General features: G+C 38.3%; 18 protein-coding genes. 9 read left to right on the forward strand and 9 right to left on the reverse strand.

What is annotated here, in order from left to right; genetic code table 11:
- From FHR29_RS15715 to FHR29_RS15725, 3 genes are all read left to right on the forward strand, one after another.
- Positions 1-750, forward strand: a complete 750-nt coding sequence (locus FHR29_RS15715) for an RNA methyltransferase (RefSeq protein ID WP_132845932.1) — start codon at positions 1-3, stop codon at positions 748-750.
- A 63-nt stretch (positions 751-813) separates the two neighbouring features.
- Positions 814-1,992 carry an MFS transporter gene (locus FHR29_RS15720; protein WP_183915673.1) on the forward strand — a complete coding sequence of 393 codons (1,179 nt, stop codon included), beginning with the start codon at positions 814-816 and terminating at the stop codon, positions 1,990-1,992.
- A gap of 46 nt (positions 1,993-2,038) precedes the next feature.
- Positions 2,039-3,235, forward strand: coding sequence for an AI-2E family transporter (locus tag FHR29_RS15725; RefSeq protein WP_183915675.1), 1,197 nt, complete (start codon positions 2,039-2,041; stop codon positions 3,233-3,235).
- A 136-nt stretch (positions 3,236-3,371) separates the two neighbouring features.
- Here FHR29_RS15725 and FHR29_RS15730 read toward each other — a convergent pair whose 3' ends face one another.
- The gene (locus FHR29_RS15730) at positions 3,372-4,073 is read right to left on the reverse strand and encodes a sterol desaturase family protein (RefSeq protein WP_183915677.1); all 702 of its coding nucleotides are present in this window, start codon (positions 4,071-4,073) and stop codon (positions 3,372-3,374) included.
- 78 nt (positions 4,074-4,151) lie between these two features.
- Here FHR29_RS15730 and FHR29_RS15735 point away from each other — a divergent pair, with 78 nt between their 5' ends.
- Positions 4,152-4,691 (forward strand): GNAT family N-acetyltransferase, encoded by a 540-nt coding sequence (locus tag FHR29_RS15735; protein WP_168128435.1) that lies wholly within the window; start codon positions 4,152-4,154, stop codon positions 4,689-4,691.
- 175 nt (positions 4,692-4,866) lie between these two features.
- Complete coding sequence (locus tag FHR29_RS15740) at positions 4,867-7,566, forward strand: DNA gyrase/topoisomerase IV subunit A (protein WP_183915679.1); 2,700 nt, start codon at positions 4,867-4,869, stop codon at positions 7,564-7,566.
- Between the two features lie 82 nt (positions 7,567-7,648).
- On the opposite strand, the gene msrA is transcribed toward FHR29_RS15740, so the two are convergent.
- The gene (gene msrA, locus FHR29_RS15745) at positions 7,649-8,164 is read right to left on the reverse strand and encodes a peptide-methionine (S)-S-oxide reductase MsrA (protein WP_132772269.1); all 516 of its coding nucleotides are present in this window, start codon (positions 8,162-8,164) and stop codon (positions 7,649-7,651) included.
- 209 nt (positions 8,165-8,373) lie between these two features.
- A complete protein-coding gene (locus FHR29_RS15750; protein WP_168128433.1) occupies positions 8,374-9,399 on the reverse strand; it encodes an isoaspartyl peptidase/L-asparaginase family protein in 1,026 nt (341 codons plus the stop codon).
- Positions 9,400-9,581: 182 nt separating this feature from the next.
- Here FHR29_RS15750 and FHR29_RS15755 point away from each other — a divergent pair, with 182 nt between their 5' ends.
- The 4 genes from FHR29_RS15755 (at position 9,582) to FHR29_RS15770 (ending at position 16,801) form a co-directional block, all read left to right on the forward strand.
- Positions 9,582-10,808 carry a C40 family peptidase gene (locus FHR29_RS15755; protein ID WP_183915681.1) on the forward strand — a complete coding sequence of 409 codons (1,227 nt, stop codon included), beginning with the start codon at positions 9,582-9,584 and terminating at the stop codon, positions 10,806-10,808.
- Positions 10,809-10,823: 15 nt separating this feature from the next.
- Positions 10,824-11,879, forward strand: coding sequence for a dipeptide epimerase (locus tag FHR29_RS15760; protein ID WP_132772263.1), 1,056 nt, complete (start codon positions 10,824-10,826; stop codon positions 11,877-11,879).
- Positions 11,880-12,001: 122 nt separating this feature from the next.
- A complete protein-coding gene (locus tag FHR29_RS15765) occupies positions 12,002-15,199 on the forward strand; it encodes a TonB-dependent receptor (protein WP_183915683.1) in 3,198 nt (1,065 codons plus the stop codon).
- Positions 15,200-15,331: 132 nt separating this feature from the next.
- Complete coding sequence (locus FHR29_RS15770) at positions 15,332-16,801, forward strand: RagB/SusD family nutrient uptake outer membrane protein (RefSeq protein ID WP_168128429.1); 1,470 nt, start codon at positions 15,332-15,334, stop codon at positions 16,799-16,801.
- Between the two features lie 71 nt (positions 16,802-16,872).
- On the opposite strand, the gene FHR29_RS15775 is transcribed toward FHR29_RS15770, so the two are convergent.
- The 6 genes from FHR29_RS15775 to FHR29_RS15800 form a co-directional block, all read right to left on the reverse strand.
- Complete coding sequence (locus FHR29_RS15775) at positions 16,873-17,361, reverse strand: GNAT family N-acetyltransferase (protein WP_183915685.1); 489 nt, start codon at positions 17,359-17,361, stop codon at positions 16,873-16,875.
- A 208-nt stretch (positions 17,362-17,569) separates the two neighbouring features.
- Positions 17,570-19,048, reverse strand: a complete 1,479-nt coding sequence (locus tag FHR29_RS15780) for a M14 family zinc carboxypeptidase (protein ID WP_260292149.1) — start codon at positions 19,046-19,048, stop codon at positions 17,570-17,572.
- Between the two features lie 4 nt (positions 19,049-19,052).
- Complete coding sequence (locus FHR29_RS15785) at positions 19,053-20,105, reverse strand: LD-carboxypeptidase (RefSeq protein ID WP_183915687.1); 1,053 nt, start codon at positions 20,103-20,105, stop codon at positions 19,053-19,055.
- Between the two features lie 18 nt (positions 20,106-20,123).
- Positions 20,124-21,461 carry a dihydroorotase gene (locus FHR29_RS15790; protein WP_021189426.1) on the reverse strand — a complete coding sequence of 446 codons (1,338 nt, stop codon included), beginning with the start codon at positions 21,459-21,461 and terminating at the stop codon, positions 20,124-20,126.
- Positions 21,462-21,724: 263 nt separating this feature from the next.
- Complete coding sequence (locus FHR29_RS15795; RefSeq protein ID WP_132844447.1) at positions 21,725-22,417, reverse strand: response regulator transcription factor; 693 nt, start codon at positions 22,415-22,417, stop codon at positions 21,725-21,727.
- Positions 22,418-22,517: 100 nt separating this feature from the next.
- On the reverse strand, positions 22,518-23,618 hold the full coding sequence (locus FHR29_RS15800; RefSeq protein WP_260292150.1) for a TlpA disulfide reductase family protein: 1,101 nt from the start codon (positions 23,616-23,618) through the stop codon (positions 22,518-22,520).
- Position 23,619 lies beyond the last annotated feature (1 nt).

Below are 23,619 nucleotides of genomic sequence, written 5' to 3' on the forward strand. Positions count from 1 at the left end.
ATGTTGTCAAAAGCACAAATTACTCTAATATCATCACTTCAAAATAAAAAGTTTCGCAAACAACATGGTCTTTTTATTGTCGAAGGAATAAAATCTGTTATCGAATTTCTATCTTCCTCTTATCAAGTTGACAGCTTATTTTATACAGAAGATGTACTCGCAAAAGTGGGTAAAATATCGGGAAAAATAAAATCTTATGTGCTGACTGAAAACGAATTTCAAAAAATCAGCAGCTTAAAATCTCCGCAGGGTATACTAGCTCTGGTACATATACCGAAACAGGAGGCTTTAGCCATAAAAGATTTCAAAGGACAGCACACCTTACTATTGGATGACATCCAGGATCCTGGAAATCTCGGCACCATTATCCGCACAGCTGAATGGTTTGGTTTTCAACGGATCCTTTGTTCGATCGGTACTGTCGATGCTTATAACCCTAAAGTCGTCCAGGCTACAATGGGTTCTCTTTCACGTATCGAAATCCATTACCTCGATTTAAAGGCTTTTATTCAAGACGCTAAATTACCTGTTTTTGGTGCTTTACTCAACGGCGATAGTATTTACGAAACCGACTGGAGAGATGAAGGTCTCCTTGTTCTTGGAAATGAGGGAAATGGGATTTCGGATGAGCTCATCGAATTGGTCGACAAACCTGTCACGATTCCGAGGATCGGTGAGGCAGAATCTTTAAATGTCGCTGTAGCAACCACGATCTTTTGTTCGGAAATAGCGCGAACAAAAAAATTATAAGACATCGCCTTCTCTTCAAAAAGAAGGCGATTCATTTTTTACACAAACAAGAGTCCGTTTATCATGACTGAAAATAAATCCATATATACATTACAATTTGCCCTTCTCTGTCTGAGTTCGTTACTTTTCTCTGCAAGTTTCAATATGATTATTCCAGAACTTCCGAACTACCTGAGTCAAATGGGAGGTGCTGAACATAAAGGTCTCATCATAGCTCTATTTACTTTAACAGCTGGTATCTCACGTCCTTTCAGTGGCAAATTGACCGATCGATGGGGACGCGTACCGGTTATGGCCATCGGATCTATTGTTTGTTTTTTATGTGGTTTTCTGTATCCGATACTCACCACAGTCTCCGGTTTTCTTCTTTTGAGATTGATTCATGGTTTTTCGACAGGTTTCAAACCTACTGCTACTTCAGCTTATGTTGCTGATATTATTCCGCGCGAACGCTGGGGTGAGGCTTTGGGGATGCATGGTCTCTGTTTTGCAATTGGTGGTGCAGTAGGTCCCGCTATCGGTAGTGCAATTTTTCAATATTTTGGTATCAATATCATGTTCTATAGCTCATCTCTTTTTGCACTTCTTTCTATTGTTATTGTCATGAATATGAAGGAAACACTTGCAAAAAAAGAAAAGCTCAATTTATCCATGTTCAAAATCTCGCGTACCGACATCATTGATATCGGTGTATTGCCAGCGGGAATTGTAACGTTTCTATCTTACTCCGCATTCGGAGCCATATTGACATTAATCCCCGATTGGAGTGATCACCTCAACCTGAGCAACAAAGGGATATTCTTTGCTGCATATACGATTGCATCAATTTTGATCCGCTTCATATCTGGAAAAGCATCGGATAAATATGGACGTACCAAAGTAATTATGATCGGTTTACTCATTGTTGGTATTTCTTTGTTCCTCATCGGACAGGGAGATTCCTTTAACAAGCTGATGTTAGGTGCAAGTATATACGGTATCGGTACAGGAATCTTATCTCCTGCGATCAATGCCTGGACTATAGACCTTGGTAAGCATAATCAACGTGGACGTGCGGTAGCGACGATGTACATATCGATGGAGGCAGGTATTGGTTTAGGTGCCTTATTTGCAGGGATGTACTATCAGGATATTATCACCCGGATACCGCAAGTGATGTATTTTAACGCTTTGTTTTTAGGTATCGCTTTACTGTATATGTTTTTTTGGCAAGGATTTAGCTATAGAAAGAAAAAAGCTTAATTGTATTCTCAATTAAGATTAACCCTTTATTTGTTAGCAGTCATATATGGAAAGTAAATCAGGAAAAAAACCGTATTCAGTTGAGCTTGCCTCAAGTTTGTTTGCCCTAGCATTAATCATCGGATTTTTATATGTTACTCAAAGTGTTATCGTACCGTTACTTTTTGCGATCATTCTTTCAATGACGCTCTACCCGATTGCATCTTTTTTTGAAAATAAATTGAGATTTGGGAAGGCGGCCGCTTCTATCATGGCTGTTATTATTGCCATCTTAATTATCAGCACTTTGATATGGTTTATTGTACATCAAAGTATTATCATTGGAAAAGATGCTGTAGCGATTCAGGAAAAAGTATTGGCTGCTGTAGAATCGATACAGAACTGGATTCAATCTCAATTCGGATTAGAGCGAAGTGAGGTGATTCAAAAGATGAAAGAGCAAGGAAATAATGCTTTAGAAAATGTGGGTGGTTATATGTCAACAGCTTTTGGTTCAATCGGAAGTACATTAGCTGGTGTTATCTTAGTTCCTATCTTTATTTTCTTTCTCCTTTACTACCGTGATTTTTTTAAAGAGTTTTTCTTTAAAGCATTTAAAAACACCGATAACAAGAAAATTCATGCTGTACTGAGCAAAATCTATGAGGTAGTACAAAGTTATTGTCTGGGGCTTGTAATGGTGATGGGAATTGTCGCTGTGCTGAATACAGTAGGTCTCATGTTGATGGGTATTCAATACGCCTGGTTTTTCGGCTCTATGGCTTCTTTGCTCATGTTATTGCCTTATATCGGTATCGCTATTGGCTCAATCTTACCGGCTTTGTTTGCGTTGGCGACAAAAGATAGCGCTTTATATGCGGTCGGTGTGATTGCCTGGTTCCAGGTGGTTCAATTTTTAGAAGGTAATATTATTACTCCTAATATCGTCGGAAGCAAAGTAAGTATCAATCCCCTGATGGCCATTATTGCTATTCTACTGGGCGGAATGATTTTTGGTTTAGCAGGATTAATTCTAGCGCTACCGATGTTCGCAACCTTAAAGGTGATTTTTGATGCGATCCCTAGCATGGAGCCTTTCGGATATTTAATCGGTGAGCCTGAAAAAGAGCATCTCAAACGAAATGCAACACAGGAACTGCTTCAAAAATGGGGAATCGTACGGAAACCTAAAAAGTTTCTTACACCAACTGTTGTGGAATCGGCTTCGCCGGATGATACAAACAGTACAGATAAAAAACTGTAAATACTCTTTTACTAAGTGATAAAACAATTCGTCCAAGGATCTGAAAGATGATTCTTGGACGAATTATTTTATATGATCTTTTATTGCAACCGGATTTTTGATGGTTGACATTGCTGAATTAAGTGTATTCCTGGTTTCAGGATTCCCGATGAGTTTGGAAGAGTCTATCCCAGATTGAGGTATAAAAACCAAAATTGACATGAATATCATGATGATGATTCATATGAAAAAGACCATTGGTGATCCATCGATTTTTAAACTCTAACAGATTAAACCCAATATGTCCTAATATTCCCCACAAGAGATTGAATCCTAGATAAAAACAAACTGTAAAAATATCGCAGGGAATTAACATAAAGGTGATGATCAGAATAGCTCCGAACATCACATTTTCTAGTGGATGCATCACAAAGAGACTCAATGCATTTGTACGTTCGAAGGTATGGTGCCTGTAATGAAAATAACGATATAAAATGGATTTGTGAACAAGCCAGTGAAGTATAAACATCAAAAAATCCACAAGAAACAAAACGCCTAAAAATTTGATTGGAAATACCTTCCAATCAAGATCAACTATTTTAATCCATCCAATTCTTAACATATAAATGCCCGCAATGGCAACAACCGCATTAAGGGAGATATTTAAAATTGCATTTCCAATATCTGCTTTCAATATGGGATGACGCTCAACCAACTCCTGCTTGCTGTTATACAGATAGTGCGCCACAGCATAAAATGTAATGGATAAGAAAAATAGCAGAAAATTCCCTAGAAATGCTAGTTGTATGACTACTGAAAAATCTGCCTGATGTAAGTAATCAACAATTTCTCCTCCCATGGTATCCATTTTCTTCACTATGCTTTAAATAGTTGAAGATAATTAATTTCTATTAACTTTACTTTAAATAATATTTTTATGAAATACGTACCTACACTTGAAACGGAGAGACTACTTATTCGTCCGATAACTTTAGATGATGTTGAAGAATTCTATGCGATGGATTCACAACCGGAAGTTCATCTTTATTTAAACAGATCTCCTTTAAAATCAAGTGAAGAGGCAAAAGATTATATTCTTAGTTTGCTGCAGCAATATGAAGCATATGGTACAGGACGTGTTGCTGTTATTGAAAAAGCAACAAATCAATTTATAGGCTGGACCGGATTTAAATTTATCGACGAACCGATGAATGATCGGGTCAATTTTCTAGACTTTGGTTATCGCTACCGTAAAGAGTCCTGGGGTAAAGGTTATGCCACAGAAGCGGCATTGGCCTGTATTGCCTTTTACTATGAAAACATGACGCATATACCTCTCCATGCCATTACGCATGTCGATAATCAAGGTTCGCGAAATGTATTGGAAAAGGCTGGATTTAAGATTACGGATACTTTTAAGTTTACCATCTGGGACATGGACTGTTATTGGTATGATCGGGTTGAAGATGCTAAATAAGACCTGAATGCATCTTTTCTGAATTTAGAATGCCACTTTTGAATGTTGAAATTTTCAATGTAAATCTATTTGTATATCCTTTGGATAAAACGAAATGCTTTTCGTATTTTTACGCTTGCAAAAAACGATGCTTTCTTGCAGCAAATTAGAATAAAAACACCATATTATTGATTACATGAGTGAAGAAACAAACTATCCTGCAGACGATAATCAAGAAGAATTAAATAACGGACAGACAAATAACAGTAAAACAATTCCACTTTCGGGTTTGTATGAAAACTGGTTTTTGGACTATGCATCTTATGTTATTTTAGATCGCGCTGTACCTCATATCAATGATGGTTTTAAACCTGTACAACGACGTATCCTGCATTCATTGAAAGAGATGGATGACGGAAGATATAACAAAGCCGCAAATGTGATCGGTAACACGATGAAATATCATCCTCATGGTGATGCTTCAATCGGTGATGCTATGGTTCAGATCGGTCAAAAAAATCTACTGATTGACTGTCAGGGGAACTGGGGTGATCCTATTACCGGAGATGCTTCTGCTGCTCCTCGTTATATCGAAGGACGTCTATCGAAGTTTGCTCTGGATGTTGTCTTCAATCCAGAAACAACAAACTGGCAATTGAGTTATGACGGCCGTAATAAAGAACCGGTTACGTTACCTGTCAAATTCCCGCTATTGCTGGCTCAGGGTGCCGAAGGTATTGCTGTAGGTTTGGCTACTAAAATTATGCCTCATAACTTCCTGGAGTTAATTGATGGTTCCATCCAGGTTTTGAATGGCGAAAGACCACATATCCTTCCTGATTTTCCAACGGGAGGAATGGCAGATTGCTCAGCTTACAATGAAGGCCAACGCGGTGGCAAGATCCGTGTCCGTGCAAAAATTGAGGAGCGTGATAAGAAAACATTAGCGATTACTGAAATTCCTTTTGGAACAACTACCGGTGGATTAATAGACAGCGTTGTTGCAGCGAATGATAAGGGGAAAATCAAAATCAAGAAAATCGAAGATAATACGGCAGAGTTTGTAGAGATTATTGTGCATCTGGCCCCGGGAATATCTCCTGATGTTACGATTGACGCTTTATTTGCTTTTACAGCCTGTGAGGTTTCTATTTCACCAAATACCTGTGTGATCAAAGAAGATAAACCACACTTTTTGAGTGTTAATGATATCTTGATTGAAAACACCATCAATACAAAAAACTTATTAAAACAAGAACTTGAAATCAAATTACATGATCTCTTAGAGAAGATATTCTTCAGCAGTTTACTGAAAATCTTCATTCAAGAGGGTATGTATAAGCATCCTCAGTACGAAAATGCTGGAGATTTTGATACGGTTGTTGAAGTACTAAATGGTCTTTTCGAACCGTTCTTCTCCCAGTTCTACCGTCCTATTGTCCCTGAAGATTATAAGCGATTGATCGATAAACCGATGAGTAGCATCACGCGCTTTGATGTTAAGAAAGCGGATGATCATATGGCTTCACTAGAGGATGAAATCAAGAATGTTAAACGCCATCTTAAACACTTGACTGATTATGCCATTGCATGGTATGAAAGATTGCGTGATAAATATGGTAAAGGTCGTGAACGTAAAACTGAATTAAGAGCTTTTGATCGTGTGGAGGCTACACAGGTAGCTTTGGCCAATGCAAAACTGTATGTCAACCGCGAAGAGGGTTTCATCGGTTCAGGCATGAAGAAAGACGAGTTTGTGTGCGACTGTTCGGACATCGATGACATCATTGTTTTCCGTGCGGATGGTAAGTATGTCGTTACCAAAATTCAGGACAAAGTATTTGTCGGAAAAGATATCATCCATGTCGCTGTCTTTAAAAAAGGTGACGAGCGAACAATTTACAATGCCATCTATAAAGAAGGAGACACGGGTACAAGTTTCATCAAACGTTTTGCTGTTGTCGGTGTAACACGTGATAAAGAATATGACATCAGCAAAGGATCAAAGGGTTCTAAAGTAACTTACTTCACTGCAAATCCGAATGGAGAGGCGGAGATTGTCAATATTCAGCTGAAACCGCATACGAAATTGAGAAAGCTTAATTTTGATATGAATTTTGCTGAGATTGCTATTAAAGGTCGTGCATCTCAAGGAAATATTGTTTCGAAATATCCGGTTAAAAAGATCACATTCAAAAGCGCCGGGGTTTCTACCTTAGCTGGCCGTAAGATCTGGTTTGATAAAATAACGAAACGTCTAAATGCTGATGAAAGAGGTCAATATTTAGGAGAGTTTGATGGTGACGACAAAATTTTGATCGTCATGTCGGACGGTACTTACGAGCTGTCTAATTTTGATCTGAGCAATTATTTCGATGATAAGATGATTCGCATCGAGAAATACTTTCCTGATCATGTCTATACTGCAATCCATCAAGATGGTAAATCGGGCACCTACTATGTGAAGCGATTTAAATTTGATGATATTCCTGTCGGTAAAAGTGTATCATTTATTAATGATGAACCGGGTTCAAAACTTATCGTGCTGACAAACAGTACAGACCCTGTGGTACACCTGGAAGTGCTGAAAGGAAAATCGCAGACAGAGGAGAGTTTAGATCAACCTTTGAATGAGATCATTGATGTCAAAGGTTTGAAAGCGCAAGGTAACCGCCTATCCTTTCATACGGTGAAGAGTGTTAAACTGACTACTGATGAAATTGATCTGGCCGTGAGTGCTAAGGAAGAGGTGACAGCTCCTACTGAAACTTCGGAATCTGATGAAGAAACGGAAAAGACAGCTGAAGCGACGAATAGCCAAAGTGATATTAAACTGGAAATAACAAATCCTGACGATATCCAAACGGATAATGGCGGTCAGATTGAGTTATTCTAAAACATATATACAAATAGCTTTACAGCTATTTTAGAACATAAAAAAACCGCTTAATAGCGGTTTTTTTATGTTCTAGTATCTTTTAATCTTTAAACTCTTTGATGAATTTTTGAAGTTTTGGTGCAATAACAACAGAACAGAAAGGATTTTCAGGATGCGTATTAAAATAATTGTGATGATAGTTTTCTGCTACCCAAAAAGTAACCGCTGGCTCTACAGTAGTCACAATAGGATCTTCAAAAACATCCTCACTATCTAACTCATCAATAAAATTCTTAGCGAGTATTTCCTGTTCCTCATCGTGGAAAAATACGACCGATCTATATTGCGTACCGACATCATTACCTTGACGGTTTAACGTCGTTGGGTTATGCGTTTTAAAGAAGATCTTCAATAATTCTTCGTAATTAACAAGATCTTCATCGTATTCAATCTGTACCACTTCAACATGTTCTGTGGTACCTGTACATACCTGCTCATAGGTAGGATTATCATTTAGCCCGCCCATATATCCTGGTAAAACGGATTTTACACCTTCAGTATTTTGAAAAATAACTTCCGTACACCAAAAACAGCCGCCTCCAAATGTTGCTTTCATATCTTAATATATTTTATATTCAAACTTAGATAAATTTGTTTAGTAAAATTACAAACTTTCAAATTTATTCGTCCAAGTGTATTTTTATGGTACTCATGATTGCTTCGCAGTTATCGATCTCTCCTCCACCATCAAAAAATAAATAATTGAGGAAACTTAGAAATTAAATGACAGAAAAAGCGTCATAATAGTTTACTGATTTTGAAAAATTATGATTTGTAGTAATAGGAACCTGGAATCAGCAGATCCTGCTTTTCGTTATGACATACAGCGTATGAGAATCCTTTTTGCAAAGCATAAGATCCATATTCACCTTTTTTATTCAATGCTAAAAATCCTACCTGAATATCTTTTGCAATATTAGGTTTCTTCTTAACAATACGTTTTACAGCTTCTTTACAGGCATCTTCCGGTGAATATCCCTGACGCATCAATTCGACTACTAAAAAACTACCTACTGTACGAATGACTTCCTCTCCTACTCCTGTAGAAGTGGCCCCGCCTACTTCATTATCTACATAAAGTCCAGCTCCGATAATCGGGCTGTCTCCTACCCGGCCATGCATCTTAAAAGCCATACCGCTTGTTGTACATGCACCAGATAGATTTCCTTGAGCATCCAATGCAAGCATACCTATTGTATCATGATTATACTGATTACCTGGCAAACGCTCGACCGCGAATGACTTGTTCTCAATATTCATAACCGGTTTATATTTCTTTTCTTTTAACCATTCTTTCCATGCTTTTTCTCCTTCTGGGGTAAGCAGGTCTTCTTTTTCAAAACCATTCTCCAGCGCAAACTGCAATGCACCATCTCCTGCAAGCATCACATGTGGTGTTTTATCCATTACCAGACGAGCTACAGAAATTGGATGTGCGATATGCTCTAAGGCCGCTACGGAACCACAGTTTCCTTCTGAATCCATGATACAGGCATCTAAGGTAACGATACCATCGCGATCTGGATATCCACCTTTTCCTACTGTCATATTTTTTAAATCAGCTTCCGGTACACGCACTCCCTGCTCTACGGCATCAATTGCTTTTCCGCCTTTTTTTAGCACTTCCCATGCCGCCTGATTTGCCGCGATACCAAAGTCCCAAGTTGAAATAACGATCGGTTTCATTCCCGACCGCTTCTGCGGAATTGAAAAACTTGATAACGTCTCTACAGTACCTATAGCTGTTGCTCCAATAATACCTTGTCTAATAAATTGGCGTCTTGAACTCATATTTTAATCGATTTAGCAATACAAGTATACACAATTGCATTTTTCTTTTTAAGAATTTTTTAATTCTGCCAAAGCCCCGAATTCGTATTTATGCAAAAGAATCGATCATTAATTCACAAATCGTCAACATTTCTTGTGAAAACATACAATTTAGACTATCTTTAAAAACCAAACTAATCAGCATGACAAATAAACTAAAATATGCTATTCTTACCTGTGCAGGCTTTTTTACGATTAACCATGCCTTTTCACAAGCGCTAGATTCCACTGTTTATCTTCAGGTTAAAGAACTGCAAGAAACCGTAAGAAAAGCATATGCTCCTGATAAGCGTACAAAGCTATTTGCCTTCACAAAAACAGATATTGCCAAAAATGACTATCTGATAGAAACGACAGAACCCGCCGCTAAAACAGCTTTCGAACAGCAATTTAAAAATATTCCGGCAACGGTAGCCATTAACTTATTGCCCGAACAAAACTTAGGAAATAAACTGATCGGTATCGTACATTTATCTGTCGGAAATATGAGAACTAAGCCTGATAATGCGGCTGAAATGGCGAGTCAGGTATTAATGGGAACACAGGTTGACCTCTTACAAAAGGATCATGGTGAATACCGCATCCGTACTCCGGAAGGATACATTGCCTGGTTACCGACTTCTTCGGTTACAGCGATGACAAAGGAAGAAGCGGCACAATGGAACAGTCAGCCTAAAATAATCTATACCGCTGAATTTGGAAAATCACTTTCCGAACCGCATGCGCAAAGCCAACGTGTATCGGATCTTGTATATGGCGATATTCTGGTGCTGACGGGTGAGAAAAATAACTATTTCGAAGTTTCCTATCCAGATAAAAGGAAAGCATACATCAAAAAAGAAGAAGCTTTATCGCTAAAAAAATGGGTTGATTCACGCAATCCTACAGCTGACAACTTGATCTCGAGTGCCAAATCTATGCTCGGACTTCCTTACCTTTGGGGGGGTACTTCTGTAAAGGGAGTAGATTGCAGCGGCTTTACAAAGACAGCTTACTTCATGAACGGTTATGTTATTCCGCGTGATGCTTCTCAACAGGTATTAGCAGGTGAATCGGTGGATATCCTGAATGCTGAAGGTCACTTTGATCCAGAAAAGGCGCTTAAAAATTTAAAACCTGCTGATCTTTTGTTTTTTGCTGCAGGTAAAAATACGAATCCCAATGCCCGTGTTACGCATGTAGCACTTTACATCGGTAACGGAACGTTTATTCATGCAGCGGGATCTGTACGGATCAATAGTATGTTGAAAGATGCTGCAAATTACGATGATTTTCAGACACGCACTGTCGTTGCTGCAAAAAGATATTTGGGATCAAACGATCCACAAATACAGAAAGTACAAAATAACCCTTATTATAGCATCAAATAAAAGATAACAACGATCATGAGTACACATTCAGACTGGATTACTAAAGATTTTGGGGCTTTCAAACTGAGATATAAGCCTTACACTTTAGAAATGCGTTATGTCTTTACTGTTGCATCTTTCAGCAGAACGACTACTCCGGTTGTATTGACACAATTGGAATATGACGGCATTATTGGTTACGGAGAGGCAAGTATGCCTCCATATCTAGGAGAATCGCAGGAAAGCGTTATCAATTTTCTAAACAAAATCGACCTATCCGGATTCAACTCTCCTTTTCAAACGGAGGAGTTATTGGCTTATGTGGATCAAATAAGTGCTAAAAACACGGCTGCAAAAGCATCAGTTGATATTGCTCTTCATGATTTAATAGGAAAAATACTGGGACAGCCATTTTATAAAATATGGGGATTAAATCCCGCATTAATTCCCGCTACTTCCTATACCATTGGTATCGATACGGAGGAGGTGATCCGTAAAAAGGTCATGGAGGCAGATCAGTTTAAAATCCTCAAAGTAAAGTTGGGCCTTGAAACGGATAAAATGATTATCGACACTATTCGCCAATGTACGGATCGTCCTTTGTGCGCGGATGTGAATCAAGGATGGAAAACAAAGGAGCAAGCACTTGAAATGTCACATTGGCTCGCTGAAAGAGGCGTAGTTTTTTTGGAACAGCCGATGCCAAAAGAACAGATCGATGATAATGCCTGGTTAACAGCCCATAGCCCCATACCGACTATTGCCGATGAAGCATGCCAGAGATTGAGTGATGTTCCTGCATTGCAGGGTGTTTATTCGGGCATTAATATCAAACTGATGAAATGCACTGGAATGCGTGAAGCAAAAAGGATGGCAGAGTTAGCGCAGTCATTAAAAATGAAAGTAATGATCGGATGTATGACTGAAACTTCTTGTGCCATATCTGCCGCGGCTCAGTTGGCTCCTTTGGTAGATTGGGCAGATCTGGATGGTGCACTTCTTATCGGAAATGATATTTACGATGGCATGAAAGTCATTGACGGACAATGTATCTTACCAGATCGTCCAGGGATAGGTATCCTAGCAGAATAAAACACATTAAATTTTCATAAGATCATGAATTTTCAGAAAAAATATCATGATCTTATTCTTATCTTGTACCTTACGGGTATAAATAGATCATCTATTAAAAGCAACAACTAACCAATACTCTTATGAATAAAATTTTACTTACCTCGTTATGTACGATGGCTTGCGGGACTCTGCAGGTCGTACATGCGCAACAAATCCAGGTTGCGGGGAAAGTTTCAGATGGAAATGGCGCTGCCATTCCAGATGTGACGATCTCGGTCAAAGGAACAAATACCGCAACATCCACAAATTCCAGTGGATTGTTTACGATAAATGCGAATCAGGATGCAACAGTCATCATCAGTGCTGTCGGTTATCAGAAACAAGAAATCAAACTAAATGGCCGAAAAACATTAACAATAACCTTACAAAAAGAAGAGAATGCACTGGATGAGGTTATGGTAGTCGCTTATGGTACGGCTAAAAAGAGCACCTACACGGGTTCTGCTGCGGTGGTAAAGGAAAGTGATATTAAAGATGTCCCTACGACGTCGTTTGAAAATGCATTGAACGGACGTGTAGCTGGTGTTCAGATCAGTTCCAGCTCCGGCCAGGCGGGCGCAACATCTAGCATCAGGATACGTGGTATCGGTTCTATGAACGCTTCTAATGATCCTTTATATGTGATCGATGGTGTTCCTGTTGTTTCGGGCAATGTGGGACAAATGAGTGGCCAGATCAATTCTTCTTCCAATGTCATGAGTACGCTTAATCCATCGGATATAGAATCGATCACCATATTAAAAGATGCTGCTGCATCTTCATTATATGGATCTAGAGCTGCCAATGGCGTTATCGTAATTACAACAAAACGTGGTAAAGAAGGAAAGGCACGCATAAACTTTCGGTCTTCTCTTGGTTTTACCCCATCGTGGGCGACAGATAATTATGAAGTAGCGGATCCGCAGGCACAGATCAATATGGAATATCAGATTTTCCATGACTATAGAACGTCAAATAAAAACAGTGCTACTGGAGTCAATTACACCGATCAGGAGGCAAGTACTTATGCTCTGGGACAAATCAACAACCGATTTAATAAACATGGATATCGCTTTGAAGTAGATGGTCCTGCCCGTATGAATAATGTTAAAATTCTTGGAATAACTGACGGTGTCGAAAACCGGGAAGGTAAATTCTTTGATTGGGAGGATTACTTATTTAGAACCGGTGTTTTTAATACGAACGACATCTCTTTGAGCGGAGGTTCTGAAACAACAAAGTACTTCTCTTCTCTAAACTATACAAAAGATAAAGGACGCGCCACGATCAATGAATATGAAAGAATCTCAGGAAGAATCAACCTGAATCAAAAAGTAAGAAGCAATATTGAATATAATGTAAATTTAAATGTTGCTAGTACGGATAAAACTGGGTTCAATGATACCCGAAGTACCGGATCTAATCCTTTCTTTCAATCTAGAAATCTATTGTTTCCTTTCTACTGGCCTACTGACTACAAAACCGGCAATCCATGGACAGCACAATATGGTAGCTTAGCCTATAATTCTGACTATTATAATAAACAATGGGGTAACAGTACAAAAACTCTCAAATTGGGTGCTGTACAATCTCTATCGTGGGAAATTGTTCCTAATCTAACGGCAAAAACAATTTTCTCATTTGATAACACAGAAGTAAAAGATGCCTTGAATTTTTCAGCCTTGCACTTCATTGGTTTGACTGATAAGGGTTCATCGAGCAAATGGAATACAAATATGCGGAAATATGTTTCGTCCAATACATTAACGTATGCCAAAAGTATTGAGCAGCATAACTTCAATATTTTAGCGGGTTATGAAGTTGAAAAGAATGTCACTGATTTTCAGTACAGCAATTCGATTAATCTCGGATCAAGTTCTTTGACATCTATCGGTACGGGTGCAAATTATAAAGCGGACAGCTATCAGTTCGGTAATAATCTGATGTCTTATCTTTCACGTGTCGATTACAACTATAATGAGAAATACTTTTTAGGAGCTTCTATCCGCCGGGACGGTTCGTCACGTTTCAGTGAAGATAATCGTTGGGGTACCTTCTGGTCTGTATCTGGCGCATGGAGTATCCATAAAGAAGAGTTCTTTAAAAATGATATCGTCAATACCTTCCGATTAAGAGCTTCGTATGGTGTTAATGGTACGCTACCAACCGATAATTATGCTTGGAGAACTTTAATGTATTATAAATACAATTACAAAGGTAACCCTGGGGGTGTCGTTGGCGATGGTTCATTAGGGGCTATAGATAGAGGATTAGGAAATACAAAACTAACCTGGGAAAAAAGTAATACCTACGATCTAGCTTTGGAATATGGTTTATTTAACAATAGACTAACGGGTTCCATCGAATACTTTAATAGAGATTCGAAAGACTTGCTTCAAGATGTGCCTACTTCTGGTACGACTGGTTTTACCAAGGTGCTCCAAAACGTGGGTGTCATAAATAATAGTGGAGTCGAAATTGATTTAGGCGGCGATATCATCAGTAAAGAAAACTTCAGATGGTCGGCTCGGGTCAATGGTTCATTTTTAACTTCCAAAGTCAAAACTTTAGATGCTGGTAAAGATATTATCTGGACTGATCCAACAGGTGGTGATGCCCGTGCACAGTTTATCTACCGTGAAAATGAATCGGTATTATCTTTCTATGGTTATGAGTGGGGCGGTGTAGATAAAACCAATGGTAAAAACGTTTGGTATACAAACAATAATCAATCGGATTTCGAATACAATGGCCGAAATGCTTCTTATAGCTATACGAAAGCAGATCAGATCATCTTGGGTTCGGCTACGCCTAAAATTTTCGGAGGAATCAATACAGATGTGGAATATAAAGGTATCTCACTTGGTCTAAACTTTAGTTACAAGATCGGTGGAAAGCTGTATGATGGTGCGGAAAAGGATGTCATGGATGATGGCTACTATTGGGAAAGAATACGTTCACAGTATTACTATGATAATATGTGGTCACCTAGCAATGTAAATGGTACACAACCAAAAATCGATGGTAACGATTTAACTGATGCTATCCAGTTCAGTAGCCGTCATTTATATAATGCTTCGTTTATCCGTCTAAAAAACATCAATGTCGCTTATAAATTGCCTTCACAATGGTTGGAAAAAGTTAAAATCAGTAATGCGCGTTTATTTTTCAATGGTACAAACCTATTCACGGCATCTAAATTTAAACTAGCGGATCCTGAGGTTAACCAATATGGAACGCGTGGATGGGAAACACCATATGGCAAAACATACACATTTGGTATTGAAATCGGCTTCTAGTTTTTCTATTGATCATAGGATAAACGATAACTTATTGCAACAAACCTGATGATCATAATAGCTATTAACCGACATAGGCATTGCTAATGCCATTAATAAACAAATTGATTATTGAATAAACAGCTAATTCTGATGAAAAAATATATAAACTATTTACTTTTCGCATCTGTTCTGAGTACAACTTACTCGTGTAAGAACTTTTTAGATGTGGAACCTACTAATGCGGTTGATGCTGATAAGGCCATTGTAACCGCCAACGATGCTCAGATTGCGATCAACGGTATACAGCGTCAAATGACTTCTTCGAACTATTATGGACGTAATTTCATCGCTTATGGTGATGCTAAAGGTGGCGATGTAACGCTTTACTCCCAAGGTCGTGGGTTGGATGCATTTTATACTTTTAATCATAATGCGCAAACGAACAGTTTTTCGAGCTTTTGGACTTCGATCTATAATATCATCTACCAGACCAATAATCTACTCGAAAATATTGAAAAGTTAAAAGCATCAGGAAGTATTGAGAACTTTGATCTTGCAAAATCGGAAGCATTAACCATCCGTGCATTGGCCAATTTTGACCTGGTTAGACTTTACGGTAAATCTTACACCGATGATAAAAATGCCTTTGGAATTCCTAACGTGACCAAAACACTGGCTTTCAATGAGCAAAGTTTACGTGCTACGGTTGATGAAAACTATAAACAGATTCTTTCGGATTTAAAAACTGCGGAAACTGGTCTTCCAAAGACCAAAAGAGATGGCTACTTAAATTACTATGCCAACAAAGCCATACAGGCACGTGTGTACCTTACGATGGCTGACTATAATAATGCTTTATTGGCAGCTGAGGAAGTGATCAATAATAATCCTATTTATTCTCTTTATACCAATGCAGCTTGGGTCACTTCGTGGCAGTCCCAGTTTGGATCGGAATCTATATATGAACTTGTAATCGAACCTAATCAAGCGGATCTCGCTCGAAATTCATTAGGTTTCTATTTTATGAGAAGAAATCACCAAACAGGTGCTTTAGGAAATTTCCTAGCAAGTACACCTTTCTTAAATGCACTTAATGCTGATCCCTCTGATGTAAGAAGAGGTGTGATGGCTAGAGATGAATCATCTGCTGATCGTCTTGGCTCTTGCTATAAGTACCTTGGTTCTACGACATTTTCTGGGGATAAAGGAACTTCTAATTATACTGCTGTCAATATTAAAGTGATCCGTCTTTCTGAACTTTATCTGATTGCGGCGGAAGCAGCATTGAAGGCCAGTACACCTAATCCAGCCAAGGCGGCAACTTATTTGCAGGCGATCCATAAACGTGCTGCAGGATTACCAGCTATTGATGCCGCGTCTGTTTCAGAAGCACTGATCTTAGCAGAGAAAAGTAAGGAGTTTTTTGGTGAAGGCATTCGCTATTTTGATATGATCAGACTAAATAAGACAATCAATTTTGATGATGCATTTGCCGGTATCAGCGTACCTACTCGAGAACATGCGATCAATAGATCATTCTTCAAAACGATTTTGCCTATATCTCAAGAAGAGATTAATGCTAATCCTCCGATAAAAGCACAACAAAATCCGGGATATTAGTCTCCATGATTGACGCAATAAAAAATGGCTTCTGATGTTGATCGGAAGCCATTTTTTGTGAGTTATCTTTTTTATGAATCTATCTTTTGAAAGGCTACCCGAGGTGTCCCATCGCCGACGTAGATAATGCCACAACGTATGTATCCTAGTCTTGTGAGTACTTTTTGCATCGGGATATTTGTTTCATGGGTATCGACCCGGATGTTGTGACATTGTTCAAAGCACCATTGAAAGCATTGTGCCGCTACCCCTTTTACTTGACCATTGGAAGCCAGACGATGTACTACACCATATGGCTCTTCATTCAACCACTGCCCATCTTCAATTATGGTATAATTTGGATCAGGCTCTAGTGAGAAACAGAAGGTGGCTACTATTGAATCATCTTCTATACAGACATAATTCTCTCCGATCGCTATTGTTGACTGAATATATTCCCGAGAGGGATAGCCATTTGTCCACTGAATGGTATTGCCACTAGCACGCATTAAACCTCGTGCAATGTCAATAATAGCCATCACCTGATCTAAATCTTCTAATTTTGTTTTTCTAATATCCATATTTACAATAAACTTTTATTTTATCAGTAACGCAGTGACCAAGTAACGAAGTAACGAAGTGACTAGTGACATAGTAACGAATGGTATAACTTACTAACCATCTCACTTTATTACCGACTTATCAGTTACAAAGTGACTAGTGACGAAGTAACGAAAGGTATAACTTACTAACCATCTCACTTTATTACCTTCTAACTATCTAACCAAACTACCGAACAATCTGTTTCATATTTCGTGGCAACTCTTGATTCAAATCAATGAGATAACCATTGATAACAGCGTATTGAATTTCTTCTTTCTTCTTTAAGAAAAAATTTGCTTCTTTACCAAGAATTAATGTTCTGATCGTATTCAACTTGCTTTTAGATAGCACATTGATGGGAAAATGATGTAGTACTTTGGGCTCGGATGCATTTATCTTTACACCGGCATACCCTTGCTTCAGTAATGCTTTTATATCAACGTTTTCAAGATCACTCAGGCGATAAAATTCCTTTTCGTAAACTTTAGCTTCTACAAATTCGAAATCTGTCAGATCCAGATCATCGTACCCATAAAAGTCATGAAGATCTCCAATGTCTTCAATATATCCTTTTGTATAGTAATCTTCCCCCTCGGTAATCTCATCTCTTCGGATAGCAATATCTATTTTCAGAGGAAGACCATGTGATATTGTGGTCACCCGACGAAGGATCACATCGTGCAGCTGCGAGGCGTTGAATGGTATGTGCTGGTATTCTGAGATTGAAAATTGCTGATAACTGTCCTGGGCGATTTGCAGTAAGGAATTAAGAATCAGAATAAAATTCAATTTTCTAATTTCCTGTTTTTCCGGATCTCCAGCAAAAGCTCCTGATTCGATCAGTATGGTGCTTGCACCCCATTTCTGAAAGCTATCTCCAAAAGCTCTTGGTGAGTGTTCATCATCATATTTGGCAATGGCTCCTGGGATATAGTCTTGAAGCAGCTGATTCATGCCAGCTATGATCTTCATTGCATTACCACGCACTTCATTGACTTCGCGCTCCCAATTATATGCTGGTGCTAAAAGGGAAATGGTAACCGGAGTTTTAGTTCCCGGAACGTTATAATAGATATTCTGATCGTGTAGATTAAAACCAAATTGTGGTTTGATCATTTCTGCCTGATTTCTTAATAGCTTACCTTCTGGTGTTGAGGTATCTCTGGCATCCCGATTCAGATCAATGTGCTGCGCATTTCTTCTTGTATAGACTTCAGCTCCATCTGGGTTGAGCATAGGGATAAAATGCACTTCTAAGTTTGATTTTAATATTTCCCTTAAGCTTTGAAATCTGCTATCTTTTCCTTCAAGGAAATTAAACAGGTCAAAAAGGGCCATGGTTGCGGTCGGTTCATCGCCATGCATCTGCGACCACAGCATTACTTTCTTTTTTCCCTGACCGTAGGTTAATTTATAGATCGATCTTTTTTGAACTGACAGTCCGATCTGATCAATCTTTAGGGTTGATGCCTCCTGATGCTTATTGATGAGATCGACTACAGTCGAATGTTTAAATCTACGTTTTGTTAACGTGGTTTCTTTATAGGATGAATAGGCTTCATCAAAATCATTTTTATTTAAATTCATGGTTTGGGCAGAAATTGTAATTCCCGAAGTAACGAAGATCAAAAAGAAGATAATTTTCATCAGGGAGATAATTTTCATCGATTTAATCTTTTAGTACTTTCTCTAAAAGTGTAATGGTTCCTTTGTCGGCATCTATTTTGACCTGTGCTCCTACCGGTAATATAAATTGATTGGCAATATGTCCGATCATGGCTCCTGAATAAGCAGGAATCCCGAGCGGTTTGATATAATCGTTCAATACCTGTTCGAGCGTAAGAGAACCATAACCTCCTGCTGGCCCACAGTCCGTACACTTACCAAAGACGAAACCTTTGATCTGATCCAAAATTCCTGCTAATTTTAATTGACAGAACATCCGGTCCACGCGCTCTATATTTTCATCTACTTCTTCTAGGAAGAGTATGGCATTTTTAAAATCTGGCAAATAGGCTGACCCGCATAACCCACTGAGCAATGTCAGGTTTCCTCCTAGTAGTGTACCTGTTGCTTGTCCTGACTTTAAGGTCGTGATCCGCTCTTTGTACTGGATAAAGTTATCGCCTTTTTCTGTTGGGTTTGCAAATTGTGTCGGCTGATTAAGGAAAAATTGATTTTCAAAATTTTTAGCAACGGTATTACTCCATGTACTGATACCGACTGCGCCGTGAAAGGATATTAAACCGGTCTTTTTATAGAAAGCCATGATCAGTGCAGTAATATCGCTATAACCTAATAATACTTTGGGGTTATTGGCGATGAGTTGATAATCAATATGTGATAATAAACGGGATGCTCCTGCTCCTCCGCGTATACAGACAATCGCTTTCACTTCTTTGTCTGCAAACATGCTGTGGATATCGGCTAGGCGCTCTTCATCTTTTCCTGCAAAATTACCATATCTGCTTCGGATATGTTTTCCTTCTTTGATTTTGAAACCAAAGTTTTCAAAAATTTCGCGGGTCATAACAATGGCTTCTTCGGTATCCATAACTCCCGCAGGAGCTATTAATCCGATGGTATCTCCTTTGCGCAATACTTGAGCTAGTAATTTCTTTTGATCTGCTTTTGTTTCAAAGAAATCTTCCTTTGCAAATGACAGTGCAGGTATTCCTGTTGCGACTAAGCCTAAGGATTTTAAAAATGTTCTTTTATCCATAGTCCTGGATGATCATGATTATCTGTTAAATAATAAACGTCTACCAGAGCCGTACTCGATCAAGCTCCCTTTGGAATAGGCTAATTGTCCTGATACAATGGTGTGCTCGATAGAAGATTTAAAGGTATGATCTTCAAATGGAGACCAGCCACATTTTGACAGTATATTTGATTTTGTAACCGTATAAGGTTTATTTAAATCTACCAGTACTAAATCTGCCCAATAGCCTTCACGAATAAATCCACGTTCCTCAATCTGGAAGCAAATTGCTGTATTGTGTGCTGACTTTTGAACGATCTGCTCTAAAGTAATCTTGCCCTCATGGTACATGTCCAATAAAGCTTGTAATGCATGCTGTACCAATGGCCCTCCTGATGGTGCGGCGCTATAAGCTTGTGTCTTTTCAGCAATGGTATGTGGGGCATGATCGGTAGCAATTACATCGATATGTCCATCCAATACCGCTTTTACAATGGCATCTCTATCATCTGCTGTTTTAACAGCTGGATTCCATTTGATAAAATTACCTTTTGTCTTGTAATCGACGTCGGAGAACCACATATGGTGAATACATGCTTCAGCTGTAATTAATTTTTCTGCCAATGGAATGTCATTTCTGAATAGCCCGATTTCTTTAGCAGTAGAGATGTGCAGAATATGTAAGCGGGTATTGTTCTTTTTCGCTAATTCTACAGCTTTGGAGGATGAGATGTAGCAAGCTTCTGCCGAACGAATAAGGGGATGCATATCTATTGTCAATCCTGCTTCGCCATATTTCTCTTTATATATAGCAAGGTTTTCCTGGATAGTGGCTTCATCTTCGCAGTGTGTGGCTACTAATGTGGGCGAGTTAGCAAATATCTGTTCCAATGCACGCTCATTGTCTACCAACATATTACCAGTTGATGATCCCATGAATACTTTGACACCACAGACATCACGAGGGTTTGTTTTGAGTACTTCTTCCAGATTATCATTGGCTGCACCCATAAAAAATGAGTAGTTGGCTAAAGCATTTTGAGAGGCGATATCGTACTTATCTTGTAACAAAGATTGTGTTAAAGTATTGGGTACCGTATTGGGCATCTCCATAAATGATGTTGTACCTCCCGCCACTGCGGCACGGCTTTCATGCCAGATATCAGCTTTGTGCGTCAATCCTGGTTCACGAAAGTGTACTTGATCGTCAATTAATCCGGGTAAAAGGTGTAATCCTTCTGCATTAATCTCTCTATCGGCAGGGTGGTTAATCTCTGCGGCGATCATCTCGATACGGCCATTACTGATATAGACATCTGAAGTGGTAATTTTCCCTTCATTAACGATTTGAGCAGATTTTATAAGTATTGTTGACATGGATGATGGTAATGTTTAATATGATATACAAATATAAGCATTTGAATATTTACAGCCTAAAAATACACAATTGGATGCTTGTTTACGTATTTTATGGATTTGAAAATTTGGTCTTTTAAATCTGCAGCATCAAGCCAGCTTGTTTTATATTTAATTGGATGACTTAAACTGAAGTTGATAAAGATGTTATCGATTATACCTAACAAACAAAAAAGCAGTAATGGAATCCATTACTGCTTTTAATTATAATTATATCTTATCAATTAGGCTACATCAAATTTGTATCCAACACCTTTAACGGTGGTTACATAATCTTCACCAATTTTTTCTCTAAGCTTTCTGATGTGTACATCTATTGTTCTGTTGGTAACAACAACTGAATCTTCCCAAATGCTTTTCAAAATTTGTTCTCTTGTAAAAACTTTATTTGGTTTTGATGCCAATAAGTACATCAATTCAAATTCTTTTTTTGCAAGTACAATTTTTTGTTCTCCACGGTACACTAAAAAAGAATCACGATCAATCACCAGATCCATAATCTCTAATTTATCTTGTGATCGTGCTGCTTCTTCCGAGACATTTCTTCTTAGAATGGCATTAATACGGCTCATCAAAGCACGAGGCTTGATAGGCTTTGCAATATAATCATCGGCTCCAACATGGAAACCTGCAATTTCAGAATACTCCTCACTTCTAGCCGTTAAAAACACCATAAATGTATTTTTAAACTCTGGCATGGCACGCATTAGTCGGCAGGCTTCGATACCATCCATTTTAGGCATCATAACATCCAAAATAATAAGATCTGGATTAATATCCTTTGCTACATTGATAGCTTCGTGACCATTCGAGGCAGTTGATACTTGATATCCTTCGCGCTTTAAATTAAAAGCAATTAATTCTAGAATATCCTGCTCGTCATCAACTACTAATATTTTTTGCTTTGCAATGCTCATCTTTTTTTTTTGCTAAATTATGAACAAAATGACAACAAAACATTAACGAAGTGTTATTAAATTGTTAAGTAACATTCCGAAAGTTAATATTTAATTTGCGCTATTTTAAAGTTTTCTTTAAAAAATCTTCCAATTCTTTACCGCGTAGGTTTTTAGCAATGATCAAGCCTTCTGGATTTAAGACATAAGAGGCCGGTATTCCTGTTATTCGATACAGACCAACAACAACGGATCCCCATGCTTTTAAATCAGATGCCTGCGTCCATTGTAAATGATCGTCTGCTATGGCACGCATCCATGGTCCGGGATTATCATCAAGAGATACTCCAAAAACGTCAAACCCTTTTCCTTTGTACTGATTATATAATTTGACAATATTCGGATTTTCTTGACGACAAGGCATACACCATGACGCCCAAAAATCCAACAGCACATATTTACCTTTGAAATCTGATAACTTTATCGATTTATTGTTAGGTGTGAACGATTCAAAGTCTGGAGCTGGTTGACCTACAGCCAACTTTCTCAGTTTATTTGTTTCTTCTTTAAACTGGGTAACATAGCCATTATCTAAGAACTTATCTTTTATCTTATCGGCATAGGTTATAATTTCAGCTTCTGCAATTTCCGGATCAAGTGTACTGATGGCATAAAATCCAGCGATATCATCGTGCTGTTCAGCAAAATCTACTGCTGCTTTTGTATAGTACTGCAATTGCTCTGTAAACTTTTGTTTGTACTCACTACGCAGATTTTCAATATCATCCACATCAGCTGTGATGGATTTCTTCGCAAAATCTGCCTGTAAGGAATCGCGAACTGCATCACGTCGATTTCTCATTTTTGAGAAACTCTGAATCGATGATGACAACTCAGAGCCCTCTAATTGATAATCGTTAACATCTTTCTGAAGATCTGCCTTGAAAACAATGTCCTCTCCTGGTGAAGCAATTAAATCATAACGATTTTTACCTACACGAAGTGATAATAGACGCGCCTGACTTGTAGGTCTTTTAAATTGAAAGGCATTTTTGTCTCCAAAGAACATGGAGTCCAATTTTCTTTCGCCTTCGTATAACGATATTACTTTAATATTTCCTGGATTTTCAATTTGGCCAGAAATTGTAAACTCATCTTTATTTTTACATCCGATTAGAAATAAAAATAAACAACCCACCACTAGCAACGTCTGCTTCATCATA

The organism is Sphingobacterium sp. JUb56, from assembly GCF_014191365.1.
In the GTDB taxonomy this organism is placed as follows: domain Bacteria; phylum Bacteroidota; class Bacteroidia; order Sphingobacteriales; family Sphingobacteriaceae; genus Sphingobacterium; species Sphingobacterium anhuiense.